This window comes from Pleomorphomonas sp. JP5 (genome assembly GCF_023721815.1).
Lineage (GTDB): Bacteria > Pseudomonadota > Alphaproteobacteria > Rhizobiales > Pleomorphomonadaceae > Pleomorphomonas.
Genome location: NZ_JAMDLI010000022.1, coordinates 460,651 through 475,293 on the forward strand (window position 1 = coordinate 460,651; position 14,643 = coordinate 475,293).

Genomic DNA, 14,643 nt, shown 5'->3' on the forward strand with positions numbered 1-14,643 from the left:
CCCTTATGACGAAGCCACTCAGCATTCCCGATCTCGCAGGCAAGGCCGTGCTCATCACGGGGGCTTCTTCCGGCATTGGCGCGGCTCTGGCGCGCGCCTTTGCCGAGCAGGGAGCTTCCGTGGGAATCCACTACAACTCGTCCGCCGCCGCCGCTGAGGCACTCTGCGCCGACATCCGTGCCGCAGGCGGCAAGGCGACGGCCGTGCATGGTGACGTCACCAAGCCGACCGAGGTTGCCCGGGTGGTCGAAGAGACAGCCATGGCGCTCGGCCGGCTCGACGGTCTCGTCAACAACGCCGGCGGCATGGTGGCGCGCATGCCCTATGCCGCCTTCGATGGTGCAGTGTTCGACGAGGTGATCGACCTCAACGTCCGTTCCGTGCTGGTGGCTTCCCACGCTGCGCTGCCTTTCCTCAAGGCGCAGCAGGGCTTCATCATCAATACGACGTCGATCGCCGCCCGCACCGGAGCCAGTCTTGGCGCCGGTCCCTATGGTTCGGCCAAGGCCTTCATAGAGAATGTGACGCGCGGCATGGCCAAGGAGTTCGCGCCCTTCGGCGTCCGCGTCAACGCGGTGGCGCCGGGTATCGTCGAAACACCGTTTCATGAACGCTATTCCGATCAAGCCTATCTCGAGGCGATGCGCGTCACCATTCCGCTGCAGCGCCTCGCCAAGCCGGAGGACATGGTCGGTCCATACCTGTTTCTCGCCTCCGAAGTCCTCTCCGGCTACATGGTCGGTCAGGTCCTCGAGGCGAATGGCGGCCAACTGATGACCTGACGCATCGCGACGTCAGGCGCATGAAATCTCGGAGACAATGATGGGAAGCAAGATCATCTTTACCGGCGGCTCGGGCAAGGCCGGCCGCCATGTGGTGCCCTATCTCAAGGGAAAGGGGCATGACGTCTTCAACCTCGATCTCAAGCCACTCGATTGTCCGGGGGTGACGACGTTGGCCTGCGACCTGACCGACGCCGGGCAGGTCTACAGCGCGCTGTCGATGCATTTCGATTTCGACAGCCTCGCCAGCGGATCCCGGCCGGTGCTTCCCGATGCCGTCGTCCACTTCGCGGCCGTGCCGCGCATTCTTCTGACGCCGGACAACCACACCTTCCAAACCAACGTGATGTCGACCTACAACGTCATCGAGGCGTCGATGAAGCTCGGCATTCGCAAGGTGATCATCGCCTCGAGCGAGACGACCTTCGGCGTGTGCTTTGCCGAGGGCGACAAGGACTTCCATCAGTTCCCGATGACCGAGGACTACGACACCGACCCGATGGACAGCTACGGCCTGTCCAAGGTGGTGAACGAGAAGACGGCTCGCGCCTTCGCCATGCGCTACAACGCCGACATCTACGCACTCAGGATCGGCAACGTCATCGAGCCGCACGAGTACGCCAACTTCCCAGGATTCATGGAAGATCCGCTGACGCGCAAGCGCAACGCCTGGAGCTATATCGACGCTCGCGATCTCGGTGAAATCGTGCATCTCGCGGTCGGCAAGAAAGGGCTTGGCTTCCAGGTGTTCAACGCCGTCAACGACACGATCACGGCCCGCGAGCCAACCGAGACCTTCCTCAAAAAGGTGTGCCCGGACACGCCGCACAGCCGCCCGCTCGTCGGATACGAAGCACCGATCTCCAACGAGAAGATCCGTACCGTACTGGGCTTCAAGGAGCAGCACGACTGGCGGAAGTATGTGAGCTGACGTCGACCAGAAGGGCGCGCGGCTCGTCAGGCCGCCGCCTCTTTTTCGTCGTCGACGCTAGGAACGGCGATCAGCAGGTCCATGAAGGCCTTGGGCGCGCCGTCCAGAATGACGTCGTCGCCGCTGCCGGCGAGCGTGGCGACTGCCAGTTCCCAGCACATCTGCGGTTCAGCGAGGCGGACGACGCCGAGCGTCTCGGCTTCCGCCTCGGCAATTGCCTCGGGGACCAACGCGATGCCGAGCCCGCGCGATACCAGTTCGATCAGCGTGCCGAGGTCATTGACTTCGAAGGCGACGCGGCGTTCGACGCCGGCTTGGCGAAACCCGCTGTCGACCAGATGACGCGTGCCCCAGGCCTGTTCGAAGTCGACGAAGGGCTCGTCGCGGAAGGCCGAAAGCGGGACGTCGGTCCGGCCGGCCAGCGGATGGTTCTTAGAGCAGATGGCGACGAGGTACTCGCAGGCGATCATCCTGGTGGCTATGCCGCGCGGCGCCTCGATCAGCGGCACGATGGCGAGGTCGATGGCGCCGGAGCGGATCTTGTCGACGAGGTGGTCGGCGTTGCCCTGGCAGAGGCGGACTTCGATACCGGGGTAGAGCTCGTGGAACGAGGCGAGAAGGGCCGGCAAGTCGACGAAGGCCGGCAGGCTCTGCACGGTGCCGATGGCCAAGCGCCCGCGCGTCAGTCCCTGAACGGCGGCGACCGCGTCGCGCGCTTCGCGCACGGCTTCGAGGGCAAGGCGCGCCTTGTCGAGAAAGACGCGGCCGGCAGCGGTCAGCTGGACCTGGCGCGTGTTGCGCATGAACAGCTTGGCGGCAAGTTCCTCTTCAAGCGCGCGGATCGATGTCGACAGTGCCGATTGCACGATGTTGACGCGGCGCGCGGCGCGGGTGAAGTGCATCTCCTCGGCGACGGCGACGAAATGCTGCAGTTGGCGTAGTTCCATTTGGGTCCGCTTTATTGTGCTTATGAAGAGATCAATACATATCACGCATTCGAATTGGAAGATTAAAAGTCCGGCGGGTCGACCGGTCAAATGAGCGTCACGCGGCTGGACCCTTCGGGGTCCCCGGTGTATGCAGGCCGCCTCGAAAGACGCGTTGCCGCGACCGGAGTCCCTGCTGATGTTTTCACGTGCCCTGCTGTTCGACATGGATGGAACGCTGACCGACAGCGACCCCTTCCATCACGAGGCTTTCGTGGAGTTCGGCAAGGCCTATGGCGTCGACGTTGATGAACAGACGTTCCTGAAATACGTCTCCGGCCAAGCCAATTCTCTGATCTTCAAGACTCTCTTTCCCCATGTCGCGGAGGAGGAGCATCCACGCCTCGCCGACGAGAAGGAGGCGCTGTTCCGGCGCCTGATCGTCGGTCGCCTCAAGCCCATCGATGGACTGATCGACGTGCTGAACTGGGCCGTGGAGCACAAGATCGGACTGGCTGTCGTCTCAAACGCGCCGCGGCCCAACGTGAGCGACATGTTGGCCCAGCTTGGTGTGACCGAATACTTCCATACCATCGTCATCGGCACGGAACTGGAGCGCGGCAAGCCCGATCCGCTGCCTTACCTCACCGGACTTGAGCGGCTCGGCGTTTCCGCCGATCGGGCGATAGCCTTCGAGGATGCACCTCCCGGGTTGCGGGCGGCGCACGCGGCGAAGATCGCCACCGTGGGGCTGACCACGACGCTCGACGAGGCGACGGTAAAGAAAAGCGGGGCGGACATCGCCGTGCCCGACTATCGGGCCCCGGCGCTGTGGGAGCTGATCGCAAGGATCATCGGGTAGGAGAGGGCGGCGAACCGCCCTGGCGTCATTCGGCGATCAACAGTTCATCGTCATCGAGAGTCTGGCCGCGAACGCGGCGGAACATGTCGATAAGGTCCTCGACCTCGAGGTTGCGGCGGTTGTTGCCTTCGACGTCGAGCACGATCTCGCCACCGTGCAGCATGATGGTCCGGTCGCCGTAATCGAGCGCCTGCCGCATCGAATGCGTCACCATCAAAGTCGTCAGCTTGTTGGCGCCGACGATCTTCTCGGTGAGCCGCATCACGAACTCGGCCATGCCAGGATCGAGCGCGGCGGTGTGTTCGTCGAGTAGCAACACGTCGCAACTGGCCATCATGGCCATCACCAGCGACACGGCCTGACGCTGCCCGCCAGACAGCATGGCCATACGGTCGCTCATGCGGTTTTCAAGGCCGAGATCGAGTTCGGCGATCCGTTCGCGGAACAGCTTGCGGCGCTGGTGTCCGAGCGCCAGCTTGAGGCCGCGCCGCTGGCCCCGCCGGTAGGCGAGGGCGAGGTTCTCCTCGATGGACAGTGCGCCGCAGGAGCCGGCGAGCGGATCCTGGAAGACGCGGGCAACGCGCCCGGCACGGGCGGCGGTCGGCAGTTTGGTGACATCGGACGTGCCGATGCGTACGCTGCCCTCGGTGGGAATGACGTCACCGGCCAACACGCCAAGCAGAGTCGACTTGCCGGCCCCGTTGGACCCGATAACGGTGGTGAAGGCGCCTTCCTTGATGGTCAGCGAAACGCCGGCCAGCGCTTTCTTCTCGAGCGGCGTACCGCGCCCGAACACGACGTGGATGTTGTCGAGGACGATCATGACGAGAGCACTCCCCGCTTGAGGCGCGGCAGCACCAACGCGAAGGTGACGAGGACGGCCGTGACCAAGTTCAGATCGGATGCCTGCAGGCCAAGCGAGTCGGAGGACAGCGCGAGCTGGATGGCAATGCGGTAGAGGATGGAGCCGACGACGCAGCCGATCAGAGCGATCAGAATGCGGCGGGTGCCGAACAGCGTCTCGCCGATGATCACCGCGGCGAGGCCAACGACGATGGTGCCGACGCCCGAGGTAACGTCGGCAAAGCCGTTGGTCTGGGCGAACAACGCGCCGCCGAGCGCGACCAGGGCGTTGGAAAGGGCGATGCCGAGATAGATCTGGCGGTCGGTGTTGATGCCCTGGGCGCGGGCCATGCGGGCATTGGCGCCCGTGGCGCGCATGGCAAGGCCGGCGTCGCTTTCAAGATAGCGCCAGACGACGATCAGCGCCACGATGGCCAAGACCAGAAGGAACAACGGCCGAACCATGAAGTCCCTGAGGCCGTTGCCGTAGAAGGGGGTCAACATGGTGTCGACGGAAAGCAACGCAACGTTCGGCCGGCCCATAACGCGAAGATTGACCGAGAACAGGGCGATCATGGTCAGGATCGAAGCGAGCAGGTTCAGGATCTTGAAGCGGACGTTCAGCGCCGCCGTCACCAGCCCTGCCAGCGCACCGGCCAGCATGGCAACGAATGCGGAGACCCAAGGGTTGACGCCGGCCATGATCAATACGGCCGTTACGGCGGCACCGAGCGGGAACGTACCGTCGACGGTGAGGTCGGGAAAGTCGAGGACGCGGAAGGCGAGATAGACGCCGAGCGCGACGAAGGCATAAACGAGGCCGAGTTCGACGGCCCCCCATAGGGCGATTTGACTCACGCTCAACGATCCTCAGTGCTGGGTATCCCGGAACGGCGTGCTGGGCCAACTTGGCAACACGGGACACCCCGGCCGGCAAACCGGCCTGTCTTGTGGAGGCGCGCCCCGCTGCAACTTGAAGCGGGGCGCGACGCCTTGATTACTCGATCACCTTGGTGGCGCGGGCGACCAAGGCTTCCGGCAGGGTCACGCCCATCTTGGCGGCGGCCGTCTTGTTGACGACGAGGTCGGTGCCCTTGGCAATAGTGGTGGGGATATCGCCAACGGTTTCGCCCTTAAGTACGCGAACGACGATGTCGCCGGTCTGCTTGCCGACGTCATAATAGTTGAAGCCGAGCGCGGCGATGGCGCCACGGGACACGCTGTCGGTGTCGGCCGTGAACAGCGGCAGCTTCGACTCCTCGGCAACGCCGACAGCGGACTCCAGCGCTGAGATAATGGTGTTGTCGGTCGGGACGTAGACCGCGTCGGCCTTGCCGACCAGCGCGCGCATCGCGCCCTGAACCTCGGCCGTCTTTGTGGCGGCGGACTCGACCACTTCGATACCGGCCTTCTCGGCTTCCGCCTTGAGGGCAGCCAGCAGAGACACCGAGTTGGCTTCGCCAGAGTTGTACAGGAAGCCCAGCTTCTTCACGTTCGGCAGGATTTCCTTGATGAGGGCAACATGCTCGGCCACCGGCGACATGTCGGAGAGGCCGGTAACATTGCCGCCCGGCTTGTCCATGTTCTTCACGAGCTGGGCACCGACCGGATCGGACACGGCGGAGAAGACGATCGGGATGTCGCGCGTGGCCGCAGCGACCGCCTGGGCCGACGGGGTCGAGATCGGCACGATCACGGTGGGTTCTTCGCCGGCGAACTGACGGGCGATCTGGGCGGCGGTCGCAGCATTGCCCTGGGCCGACTTGTAGACGAAGGTCAGGTTCTCGCCTTCCTTGTATCCAGCGGCTGCCAACGCGTCCTTGACACCGTCGCGAACGGCGTCAAGCGCCGGATGCTCGACAATGGCGGTGACGTCGACCGTCACGTTTTCGGCATGAACCGGCAGGACCGCCGCAACGCTGGCGGCGAGAGCAAACAACAAGGCGCGCATCGAACTTCCTCCGTCAGGGCCTTCGGCCGATTTCGGGCCGGGGTTGTGGACGGTCTTAGGTAATCCCGATGAGTGAATCAAGCGCGGGAAATGCCGAGTGCGCACGAATTGATCGTAACCATGGGTGTTTGCGACGAAAAGCGCCATGTGTTGCCTTTTTGGTCACCCAAATGCCGCCTGGATTGGCACGAGGTCCGGGGCTGAAATGTATTGCGATCAAATGAGCTGTTTTGAACAAATCTGCAGACTGGCAGATTGACGCTTCCGGCCCCACGGACTTATGGTCTGTGGCATGCTGAAAGAAGAACGTTTCAACCTGATCCTGAAGGCCGTCGAAGGGCGCGATGCCGTGTCCTACGAGGAGCTTCTGACCATGGTCGACGCATCTGGCGCGACGCTGCGTCGCGATGTCGATCAGCTTTGCGAAGCCGGACGCATCCGCAAGGTGCGCGGTGGTGTTGCGCCTCTGATGGCAGCCGGCCGGCCGCTCGCCTCCTATTTCTTCGGCGTGCAGGCACAGCGTGCGGCCGCTGCGAAAGAGGCGATCGCCCGCCGCGCTGTGGAGTTGGTCTCTACGCCGGACACATTGATCCTCTACGGCGGTTCGACTGTGGCCCGCTTTGCCGAGATGTTGCCGGCGGTGGGGCTGACGGTACTGACCGACTCCCTTCCGGTGGCCAACCACCTGGCCTTCAAGACCGACAACCGCGTCTTCCTGACCGGCGGTGAGGTGCTTGCCCAGCAGGGCATCGTGCTCAGTCCCTTCGATGACCCGCCAGCCTTCCACGTTGCCGCCAGCACCTTCTTCATTGGCTGTCATGCCGTCGGCCCTGCCGGCATCATGGAAGACGATCCGCTGCCGCTCAGGGCGGCGCGGGCATTGCGGCGGCAGGCGGCGCGCCTGGTCGTGCTGGCCGACAGCACCAAGTTCGGTGAGGCGCGCAGCCTTGTGGTGTTCCCCCTTGCCGAGGTCGACGTGTTCGTGACCGACGAAGGGATTTCCGACGGCGATCGGCGCATGCTGGAGGATGCCGGCGTGGAGGTGCTGATTGCGCCGCTCGATCATGATTTCCGGGAACAAGCTCCGGCGGAAGGGATGGCCGTTCCGTCCGTGCCTCAGGAGGCAGCCAACAAATGACTGATCATCTCGACCTGCGCGAGGAAATGATCGCGATTTGCCTCAGGATGAACGCATCCGGGCTGAACACCGGCGCTGCCGGCAACCTCAGCGTACGGGTCGAGGGCGGGTTGCTGATCACGCCGTCCGGCGTCGCCTACGACAAGATGCGGCCGGAGCAGATCGTCGAGATGGATTGGGAGGGGCGTTATTATGGCGACTTCGTTCCCTCGTCCGAATGGCGCTTTCACTACGACATCCTGAAGGCTCGCCCCGACGTGGACGCCGTGCTGCACAGCCACGCCATCAACTGCTCTATCCTCGCCTGCTGTCGGCTTGATATACCGCCAGTCCACTACATGATCGGCGTTTCCGGCGGCGACGTGGTGAAGTGCTCGGCCTATGCGCCGTTTGGCACGGCTGAGCTGTCGGTCGAGGCGCTCTCGGCGCTGGAGGACCGGATGGCCTGTCTTCTGGGCAACCATGGCGTCATCGCGCTGGGCAAGACGCCGGCCAAGGCCTTCGCCGTTCTCGAGGAGGTGGAGAATCTGGCGCGGGTCTACATCGGCACGCGCATGTTGGGCGGCGGCGTGATTCTCGGCAAGGAGGAGATGGACGTCGTGCTGGAGCGCTTCAAGAGCTACGGCAAGCAGGCCGGCGAAGCCGTCGATGCGACCGTCAAGAACAGAGTTGAGCCACCACCGCATGGCGGACCGAAGCGCCTCTGATCCCAGGTGGGAGGTTGGCCTGGGCAAAAGGTATCGGGAGGAAGGGAGAGAGACATGAACGGCGTTTTCAAGAATCTGCCGAAGCTCGGCATCCGTCCGGCCATCGACGGCCGGCGCAATGGCGTGCGCGAGAGCCTCGAGGATCAGACGATGGGCATGGCCAAGGCTGTGGCCGAGCTCGTTACGGCCACGTTGCGTCATCCCACCGGTGAGTCCGTCGAGTGCGTGATCGCCGACACCACCATCGGTGGTGTCTCGGAGGCCGCGGCCTGCGCGGAAAAGTTCGCTCGTGAGAATGTCGGGGTTTCGCTGACCGTCACGCCCTGCTGGTGCTACGGCTCGGAGACCATGGACATGGATCCCCTGATGCCCAAGGCTGTCTGGGGGTTCAACGGCACCGAACGTCCGGGCGCCGTCTATCTTGCCGCCGTGCTGGCGGCCCACAACCAGAAGGGCTTGCCGGCGTTCGGCATTTATGGCTCCGAAGTGCAGGACGGCTCGGACCGGACAATTCCCGACGACGTTAGCGACAAGATCCTGCGCTTCGTACGTGCCGGCATCGCCGTCGCCACCATGCGCGGCCGCAGCTATCTTTCGATGGGCGCCGTGTCGATGGGGATCGCCGGCTCCATCGTCGACGCCGACTTCTTCCAGCGTTATCTCGGCATGCGCACCGAATACATTGACATGAGCGAGTTCCAGCGTCGCCTTCAGCTCTCCATCTACGATCCGGTCGAATACGAGAAGGCGCTCGCCTGGACGCTCGAGCATTGCAAGGAAGGGTACGACCCGAACGGCGACAAGGCCTCGGATGCCGCGCGCAAGCGCTGGGAATGGGAGACGTCGGTCAAGATGTGTCTCATCGCCCGTGACCTGATGGTGGGCAACCCGCGTCTCGCGGAGCTCGGCTACGTCGAGGAATCCTGCGGTCATCATGCCATCGCCGCCGGTTTCCAGGGGCAGCGGCAGTGGACCGACTTCATGCCCAACGGCGACTTCATGGAAACCATGCTGAACACGTCGTTCGACTGGAACGGTCCGCGTCAACCGCTGATCCTCGCCACCGAGAACGACTGCCTCAATGGCGTCGGCATGCTGTTCGGCAATCTCCTGACGGCGCGGGCGCAGATCTTCTCCGACGTGCGTACCTATTGGAGCCCAGACGCGATCAAGCGCGTTTCCGGCCATGTCGTGGACGGCGCGGCGGCGGGCGGTCTCATCCACCTCATCAACTCGGGCGCCACCTGCCTTGATGGCGCCGGCGAGATGATGGTCGACAACAAGCCGGGTATCAAACCGTTCTGGGAGGTCACCGAGACTGACCAGCAGCGCACGCTTGAAGCAACGCGTTTCTGTCAGGCCAACCATGGCTACTTCCGGGGCGGCGGCTGGTCGACCGACTTTGCCACGCGCGGCGGCATGCCCGTGACCATGACGCGTCTGAGTCTGGTCGCAGGCATCGGGCCGGTGCTGCAGATCGCCGAAGGCGAGACGGTGGCGCTGCCGGAGCGAGTGCACGACATCCTGGACAAGCGTACCGATCCGACCTGGCCGACGACCTGGTTCGCGCCTCGACTGACGGGGGAGGGACCTTTCAAGTCGGTCTACAAGGTGATGGCAGCCTGGGGCGCCAACCACGGGGCGATCTCCTACGGCCATATTGGCGCCGACCTGATCGCTCTGGCCTCCATGCTGCGCATCCCCATCGCCATGCACAATGTCGGTGAGGAAGCCATCTTCCGCCCGAGCGCATGGTCGATGTTCGGCATGGATCCGGAAGGCGCCGACTTCCGTGCCTGTGGGACATTCGGGCCGCTTTACGGCTGACAGGACATCACGACGGCGGCAGGCCGTGGCGGTGCGTACGCCACGGCCTGTCGTTCGTGCCTACGGAGCCTACGGGACAATGACAAATCCGTTCGAGAAAAATCCAGCCTATCGCTTCGGGTTCGGGGCGTCAGGCCTCGGCACGCTTTCATGGGACGTGCCGGACGACGTAGCCGATTCCATCCTGGCCGAAGCTTGGGCTGAGGGCTTTCGCTACTACGACACCTCGCCGCTTTATGGCTATGGCCTCAGCGAGTTGAGGCTCGGTCGCTTCCTGCGCAACAAGCCTCGTGGCGAGTACCTCCTGTCGACCAAGGTCGGGCGCTACTTCGTGCCCTATCGGCGCGGCGAGACGCCGGATCGGGGAGGGTGGGTGCGGCCGCTGCCGTTGCGGCCGGTTCTCGATTACACCTACGACGGTTTCATGCGGTCGCTCGAGCAGTCCTACAACCGGCTCGGGGCGCAGACGATCGACATTGCCTACATTCACGACCTCGATCGGAGAAATCTCAAGGCCAGCTTCGATCAGCATTATTGCGAGACGCTCGACAGCGGCTTTCGCGCGCTCGACGAACTGCGTCGCAGCGGCGATCTCAGGGCGATCGGCATCGGCGTCAACGAAGCGGATGTGGCTGCCGATCTGGTCTCCAAGCTCGACCTCGACGTGGTGATGCTCGCGGGGCGCTACACGCTGCTGGAACAGCCTGGCCTCGCCGATTTCCTGCCTCTCGCCGAAAAGAAGGGCGTTGGCGTGGTCGCCGTCGGCATCTTCAACTCAGGCATCCTGGTGAAGCCGCCGGAGGCCGGCGGCAACTACGACTACGGCGCCGCGCCGCCTGAGGTTATCGACAAGGCAAGGCGAATCGCCGCCGTCTGCGCCGAGGTTGGCGTGCAAATGCCCGCAGCAGCAGTGCATTTCCCGTTGGCTCATCCCGCGGTCAAGGCCGTCGTGGTGGGCATGAGCAGGCTGGGTGCCGCCAAGCAGAACTTCGACTGGTATCGCGCCTCGATTCCATCGGCCCTTTGGGACCGACTGCGGGCGGAGGGGCTCCTCTCCGCTGGCGCTCCGACACCCTGAAGCCTGATCGATCAGGCTTGCCGGATCCTGCCGTTGGCTTTCGAAGGTCGTTGCCGGCTTTCTCAAAGATGCCCCGCTGTGGCCATGCGCTCCGGCGGGGTATTTTGTTGCCGTCTTGCCCGATGGACCATTCGTCGATGTCGGTCTGATTGTCTCTTGCCAAGGTTGCGTGATGAGTATAATTTGAGGGTCGAAATTTACCGGCGGCATGGAGGGCTCCCGGAAAAGATCGTCAGGGGCAAGGGAGGGAATGCTCTTGATGTAATCACATCAAATTTGACGACTGTCCGACAGGAAGAGCGCGTCAGGGATTATTTGTGCTCGCGCAAGGATTTGCGCGGGTACATGTCTGTCTCAAAGGAACCTCATGACGAAGTTAGGAAATTTCTTCGTCAAATGGATGATGGTCACAACGCATCTACGCAATCAAAATGAGTTGCGTCCATCATTGCTTTGAGGCATCTATCCTCGCGTGAGGTATATCCCGAACCAACGGCGAAGCTCATGACGGGCATTGCTGGGGGAAGTGACCGAAGGATCAATCATTCGGTCGTGGTTCGGGTGCAAGGAGGCCGCCGGGGAGGCGGTCAGGCCCGAGGGGGCCTTCAGGAGGAGTGACAATGAAGCTTTCTACCATTCTCTCGAGCACGATCCTGGCTGCTGCCGTTGCGTTGCCCATGGCTGCTCAGGCGTCTGCCGACAAGCCGGTTCTCGGCTTCTCGATCGACGATCTGCGCGTTGAGCGCTGGGCTCGTGACCGTGACTATTTCATTGCCGCCGCCAAGGAACTGGGCGCCGAAGTGATCGTGACCTCCGCCGACGCCAACGAGCAGAAGCAGGTCAACCAGGTCGAGAACCTGATCTCCCAGAAGGTCGACGCCATCGCCATCGTGCCGATGAACTCGCAGGTGTTCGGCGAAGTCATCGACGAAGCACACAAGGCCGGCATCAAGATCGTCTCCTATGACCGTCTGATCCTGAACGCTGACGAAGACGCCTACATCTCCTTCGACAACGAGCGCGTCGGCTATCTGCAGGCCGAGGCCGTCCTCAAGGTCGTGCCGGAAGGCAACTATTACATGCTCGGCGGCGCGCCGACCGACAACAACGCCAAGCTGCTTCGCGCCGGCCAGGAGAAGGCTCTCCAGGCTGCCGTCGACGCTGGCAAGGTGAAGATCATCGGTTCGCAGTGGGTCAAGGAGTGGAGCCCGACCGAAGCGCTGTCCATCATGGAGAACGCTCTGACGGCGGCCAACAACAAGATCGACGCCGTCGTCGCCTCGAACGACGGTACGGCCGGTGGCGCCATCCAGGCTCTCGCCGCCCAGGGTCTTGCCGGCAAGGTAGCCATCTCCGGTCAGGATGCCGACCTCGCCGCCATCAAGCGGGTCATCGACGGCACGCAGACGGTCACCGTTTACAAGCCGCTGCAGCTTATCGCGTCGGAAGCCGCCAAGCTGTCGATGAAGCTCGTCAAGGGTGAGGCCGTTGAATACTCGGCCAAGCTCGACAACGGCATGAAGGAAGTCAACTCCGTGCTGCTGACGCCGATCCCGCTGACCAAGGACAACGTGATGAAGGTCGTCGAGGACGGCTTCTACACGAAGGAACAGGTCGAGGGTAAGTGATCCTCTGACGCAATAACCGGGGCGGGCAAAACCCGCCCCGGCATGCTGTTTGCCGATCGGGTCGGGATGGTCCGTCGGTTTGCCGGTCGACTGGCGATGGCCTTGAGCCGCCGTTTCGGCGTGGTGTGCGTATGTCGCCTGGGCGGCTGCGTATCGAGGCCAATTCCGAGCGCATCGAACGAATGATGGTTGGTCGATGCCTTCAGGCTCGGCCTTCATGCAGAAAACAGCAGAAGATGTCGCGGCTTCCTGCAAAGGCGCCGTGCCGGGGCGGCAAGCCGCGGGGGCGGCCTGTCGAGTCGTATTCGGCGGAAAGCCGGTTTTGGGAAGCGACGGGCCTTCAAGGCCTTTGGCTCCGATCGGAGATAGATGGCGCGCGAGGCCTGCCCGAGGCCGTTCGCGCCGTCGAAGGGAGTGCGGTCCATGTCAGACTATCTCTTGGAGATGCACGACATCACCAAGGACTTTAATGGCGTCAAGGCGATCGATGGGATTCATCTCCAGGTTCGCCGGGGCGAGTGCGTGGGACTCTGCGGCGAGAACGGTGCCGGCAAGTCGACGCTGATGAAGGTTCTCTCGGCGGTTTATCCTTACGGAACCTGGTCGGGGGAAATTCTCTGGGAAGGCAAGGAACTCAAGGCGCGCAACATCCGCGAGACGGAAGAGGCGGGTATCGTCATCATCCATCAGGAGTTGATGATGGTGCCGCATCTCACGGTCGCCGAGAACATCTTCCTCGGCTCCGAGCCACGCAACATGGCTGGCTTCATCGACTACGACCTGATGAATGCACAGGCCGAGAAGCTGATGGCCCGCCTCAAGATGAGCGACATCAACGTTGCATTGCCGGTCTACAACTATTCGGGTGGCAAGCAGCAACTGGTGGAAATTGCCAAGGCGCTCAACAAGAACGCCAAGCTTCTGATCCTTGACGAGCCGACCTCGGCCCTGACCACTTCCGAAACCAAGACGCTGCTCAATCTCATCAAGGAGTTCAAGGCCAACGGCATGGCCTGCGTCTACATCTCGCACAAGCTCGAAGAGGTTGCCGAGATCGCCGACACAGTGACCGTCATCCGCGACGGAACCCATATCGGGACGCAGCCGATGGCTGAGCTCGACACCAACAAGATCATCACAATGATGGTCGGGCGCGAGATGAAGAACCTCTTCCCGCGCGAGACGCACGCCATTGGCGACGTGGTGTTCGAGGCCAAGAACATCTCCTGCTGGGACGTGACCAACCGCGAACGCAAGGTGGTGGACAACGTTTCCTTCGAGCTCCGCAAGGGTGAAATCCTCGGCGTGGCCGGTCTGGTCGGAGCCGGGCGAACCGAGCTTGCCTGCAAGCTGTTCGGCTGCTGGAACGGTGACCATGAGGGCAAGATCTTCCTCGAAGGCCAGGAGATCAGCGTTCGCGCACCCCGTGACGCGGTGAGGCTCGGCATCTGCATGGTGCCGGAAGATCGCAAACGTCATGGCATCGTGCCGCTGATGGGCGTCGGCTACAACATCACCATGTCGGTGTTGAAGCGCTACACCACGGGCGGTTTCATCCAGTCCGAAGTCGAGCTTGCCGAGATCCAGAACCAGATCATTCGCATGAAGGTCAAGACGGCGGAGCCTCTCCTGCCGATCGCCTCGCTGTCGGGTGGCAACCAGCAGAAGGCGGTCGTCGCCAAGATGCTGTTGCCCGAGCCGAAGGTGCTGATCCTGGACGAGCCGACGCGCGGTATCGACGTTGGCGCCAAGTACGAGATCTACAAGCTGATCTTCGAACTCGCCAAGCAGGGTGTCGCAGTGCTGATGATCTCCTCGGAAATGCCCGAGGTGCTCGGCATCAGCGACCGCGTCCTGGTCATGGGCGAGGGCAAGCTGCGAGGCAACTACGTCAACGAAGGCTTGACGCAGGAGAAGGTTCTCGCCGCCGCCATTGGACAACCGGCCACGGAAGCCGCCTGAGGCTCTTC

The 14,643-nt window shown here is 63.0% G+C and carries 13 protein-coding genes; 9 read left to right on the top strand and 4 right to left on the bottom strand.

Annotated elements, in window-relative coordinates; all coding sequences use genetic code 11:
* Positions 1-5 precede the first annotated feature (5 nt).
* Both M4J40_RS21475 and M4J40_RS21480 read left to right on the top strand, forming a co-directional pair.
* Entirely contained in the window at positions 6-782 is a 777-nt protein-coding gene (locus tag M4J40_RS21475) for an SDR family NAD(P)-dependent oxidoreductase (protein ID WP_251756450.1), read from the top strand.
* 40 nt (positions 783-822) lie between these two features.
* A complete protein-coding gene (locus M4J40_RS21480; RefSeq protein ID WP_251756626.1) occupies positions 823-1,713 on the top strand; it encodes an NAD(P)-dependent oxidoreductase in 891 nt (296 codons plus the stop codon).
* A 26-nt stretch (positions 1,714-1,739) separates the two neighbouring features.
* On the opposite strand, the gene M4J40_RS21485 is transcribed toward M4J40_RS21480, so the two are convergent.
* Positions 1,740-2,660 (bottom strand): LysR family transcriptional regulator, encoded by a 921-nt coding sequence (locus M4J40_RS21485; protein WP_251756451.1) that lies wholly within the window; start codon positions 2,658-2,660, stop codon positions 1,740-1,742.
* A 178-nt stretch (positions 2,661-2,838) separates the two neighbouring features.
* Here M4J40_RS21485 and M4J40_RS21490 point away from each other — a divergent pair, with 178 nt between their 5' ends.
* Positions 2,839-3,501 (top strand): HAD family phosphatase, encoded by a 663-nt coding sequence (locus M4J40_RS21490; RefSeq protein WP_251756452.1) that lies wholly within the window; start codon positions 2,839-2,841, stop codon positions 3,499-3,501.
* 25 nt (positions 3,502-3,526) lie between these two features.
* Here the strand turns inward: M4J40_RS21490 and M4J40_RS21495 are convergent, their stop codons facing one another.
* From M4J40_RS21495 to M4J40_RS21505, 3 genes are all read right to left on the bottom strand, one after another.
* Entirely contained in the window at positions 3,527-4,324 is a 798-nt protein-coding gene (locus M4J40_RS21495; protein WP_251756453.1) for an ABC transporter ATP-binding protein, read from the bottom strand.
* A complete protein-coding gene (locus M4J40_RS21500; protein WP_251756454.1) occupies positions 4,321-5,202 on the bottom strand; it encodes an ABC transporter permease in 882 nt (293 codons plus the stop codon). Before M4J40_RS21500 ends, M4J40_RS21495 begins: the two co-directional genes overlap by 4 nt.
* Positions 5,203-5,341: 139 nt before the next feature.
* Complete coding sequence (locus tag M4J40_RS21505) at positions 5,342-6,295, bottom strand: ABC transporter substrate-binding protein (protein ID WP_251756455.1); 954 nt, start codon at positions 6,293-6,295, stop codon at positions 5,342-5,344.
* A 292-nt stretch (positions 6,296-6,587) separates the two neighbouring features.
* On the opposite strand from M4J40_RS21505, the gene M4J40_RS21510 reads away from it, so the two are divergent.
* From M4J40_RS21510 to M4J40_RS21535, 6 genes are all read left to right on the top strand, one after another.
* Positions 6,588-7,433 carry a DeoR/GlpR family DNA-binding transcription regulator gene (locus M4J40_RS21510; protein WP_251756456.1) on the top strand — a complete coding sequence of 282 codons (846 nt, stop codon included), beginning with the start codon at positions 6,588-6,590 and terminating at the stop codon, positions 7,431-7,433.
* Positions 7,430-8,140 (top strand): class II aldolase/adducin family protein, encoded by a 711-nt coding sequence (locus M4J40_RS21515; RefSeq protein WP_251756457.1) that lies wholly within the window; start codon positions 7,430-7,432, stop codon positions 8,138-8,140. The genes M4J40_RS21510 and M4J40_RS21515 overlap by 4 nt, the downstream gene beginning before the upstream one ends.
* A gap of 54 nt (positions 8,141-8,194) precedes the next feature.
* Complete coding sequence (locus tag M4J40_RS21520) at positions 8,195-9,967, top strand: L-fucose isomerase (RefSeq protein WP_251756458.1); 1,773 nt, start codon at positions 8,195-8,197, stop codon at positions 9,965-9,967.
* A gap of 79 nt (positions 9,968-10,046) precedes the next feature.
* On the top strand, positions 10,047-11,045 hold the full coding sequence (locus M4J40_RS21525) for an aldo/keto reductase (protein ID WP_251756459.1): 999 nt from the start codon (positions 10,047-10,049) through the stop codon (positions 11,043-11,045).
* A 620-nt stretch (positions 11,046-11,665) separates the two neighbouring features.
* Positions 11,666-12,673: a D-xylose ABC transporter substrate-binding protein gene (gene xylF / locus M4J40_RS21530; protein WP_251756460.1), complete on the top strand. Its 1,008-nt coding sequence runs from the start codon at positions 11,666-11,668 to the stop codon at positions 12,671-12,673.
* Between the two features lie 423 nt (positions 12,674-13,096).
* Entirely contained in the window at positions 13,097-14,635 is a 1,539-nt protein-coding gene (locus M4J40_RS21535) for a xylose ABC transporter ATP-binding protein (protein ID WP_251756461.1), read from the top strand.
* Positions 14,636-14,643: the final 8 nt, after the last annotated feature.

Bases quoted from the DNA above. Each gene is read 5' to 3' on its own strand.
- M4J40_RS21475 (WP_251756450.1), top strand. From the start codon at position 6: ATGACGAAGCCACTCAGCATTCCCGATCTCGCAGGCAAGGCCGTGCTC.
- M4J40_RS21480 (WP_251756626.1), top strand. From the start codon at position 823: ATGGGAAGCAAGATCATCTTTACCGGCGGCTCGGGCAAGGCCGGCCGC.
- M4J40_RS21485 (WP_251756451.1), bottom strand. From the start codon at position 2,660: ATGGAACTACGCCAACTGCAGCATTTCGTCGCCGTCGCCGAGGAGATG.
- M4J40_RS21490 (WP_251756452.1), top strand. From the start codon at position 2,839: ATGTTTTCACGTGCCCTGCTGTTCGACATGGATGGAACGCTGACCGAC.
- M4J40_RS21495 (WP_251756453.1), bottom strand. From the start codon at position 4,324: ATGATCGTCCTCGACAACATCCACGTCGTGTTCGGGCGCGGTACGCCG.
- M4J40_RS21505 (WP_251756455.1), bottom strand. From the start codon at position 6,295: ATGCGCGCCTTGTTGTTTGCTCTCGCCGCCAGCGTTGCGGCGGTCCTG.
- M4J40_RS21510 (WP_251756456.1), top strand. From the start codon at position 6,588: ATGCTGAAAGAAGAACGTTTCAACCTGATCCTGAAGGCCGTCGAAGGG.
- M4J40_RS21515 (WP_251756457.1), top strand. From the start codon at position 7,430: ATGACTGATCATCTCGACCTGCGCGAGGAAATGATCGCGATTTGCCTC.
- M4J40_RS21520 (WP_251756458.1), top strand. From the start codon at position 8,195: ATGAACGGCGTTTTCAAGAATCTGCCGAAGCTCGGCATCCGTCCGGCC.
- M4J40_RS21525 (WP_251756459.1), top strand. From the start codon at position 10,047: ATGACAAATCCGTTCGAGAAAAATCCAGCCTATCGCTTCGGGTTCGGG.
- xylF (WP_251756460.1), top strand. From the start codon at position 11,666: ATGAAGCTTTCTACCATTCTCTCGAGCACGATCCTGGCTGCTGCCGTT.
- M4J40_RS21535 (WP_251756461.1), top strand. From the start codon at position 13,097: ATGTCAGACTATCTCTTGGAGATGCACGACATCACCAAGGACTTTAAT.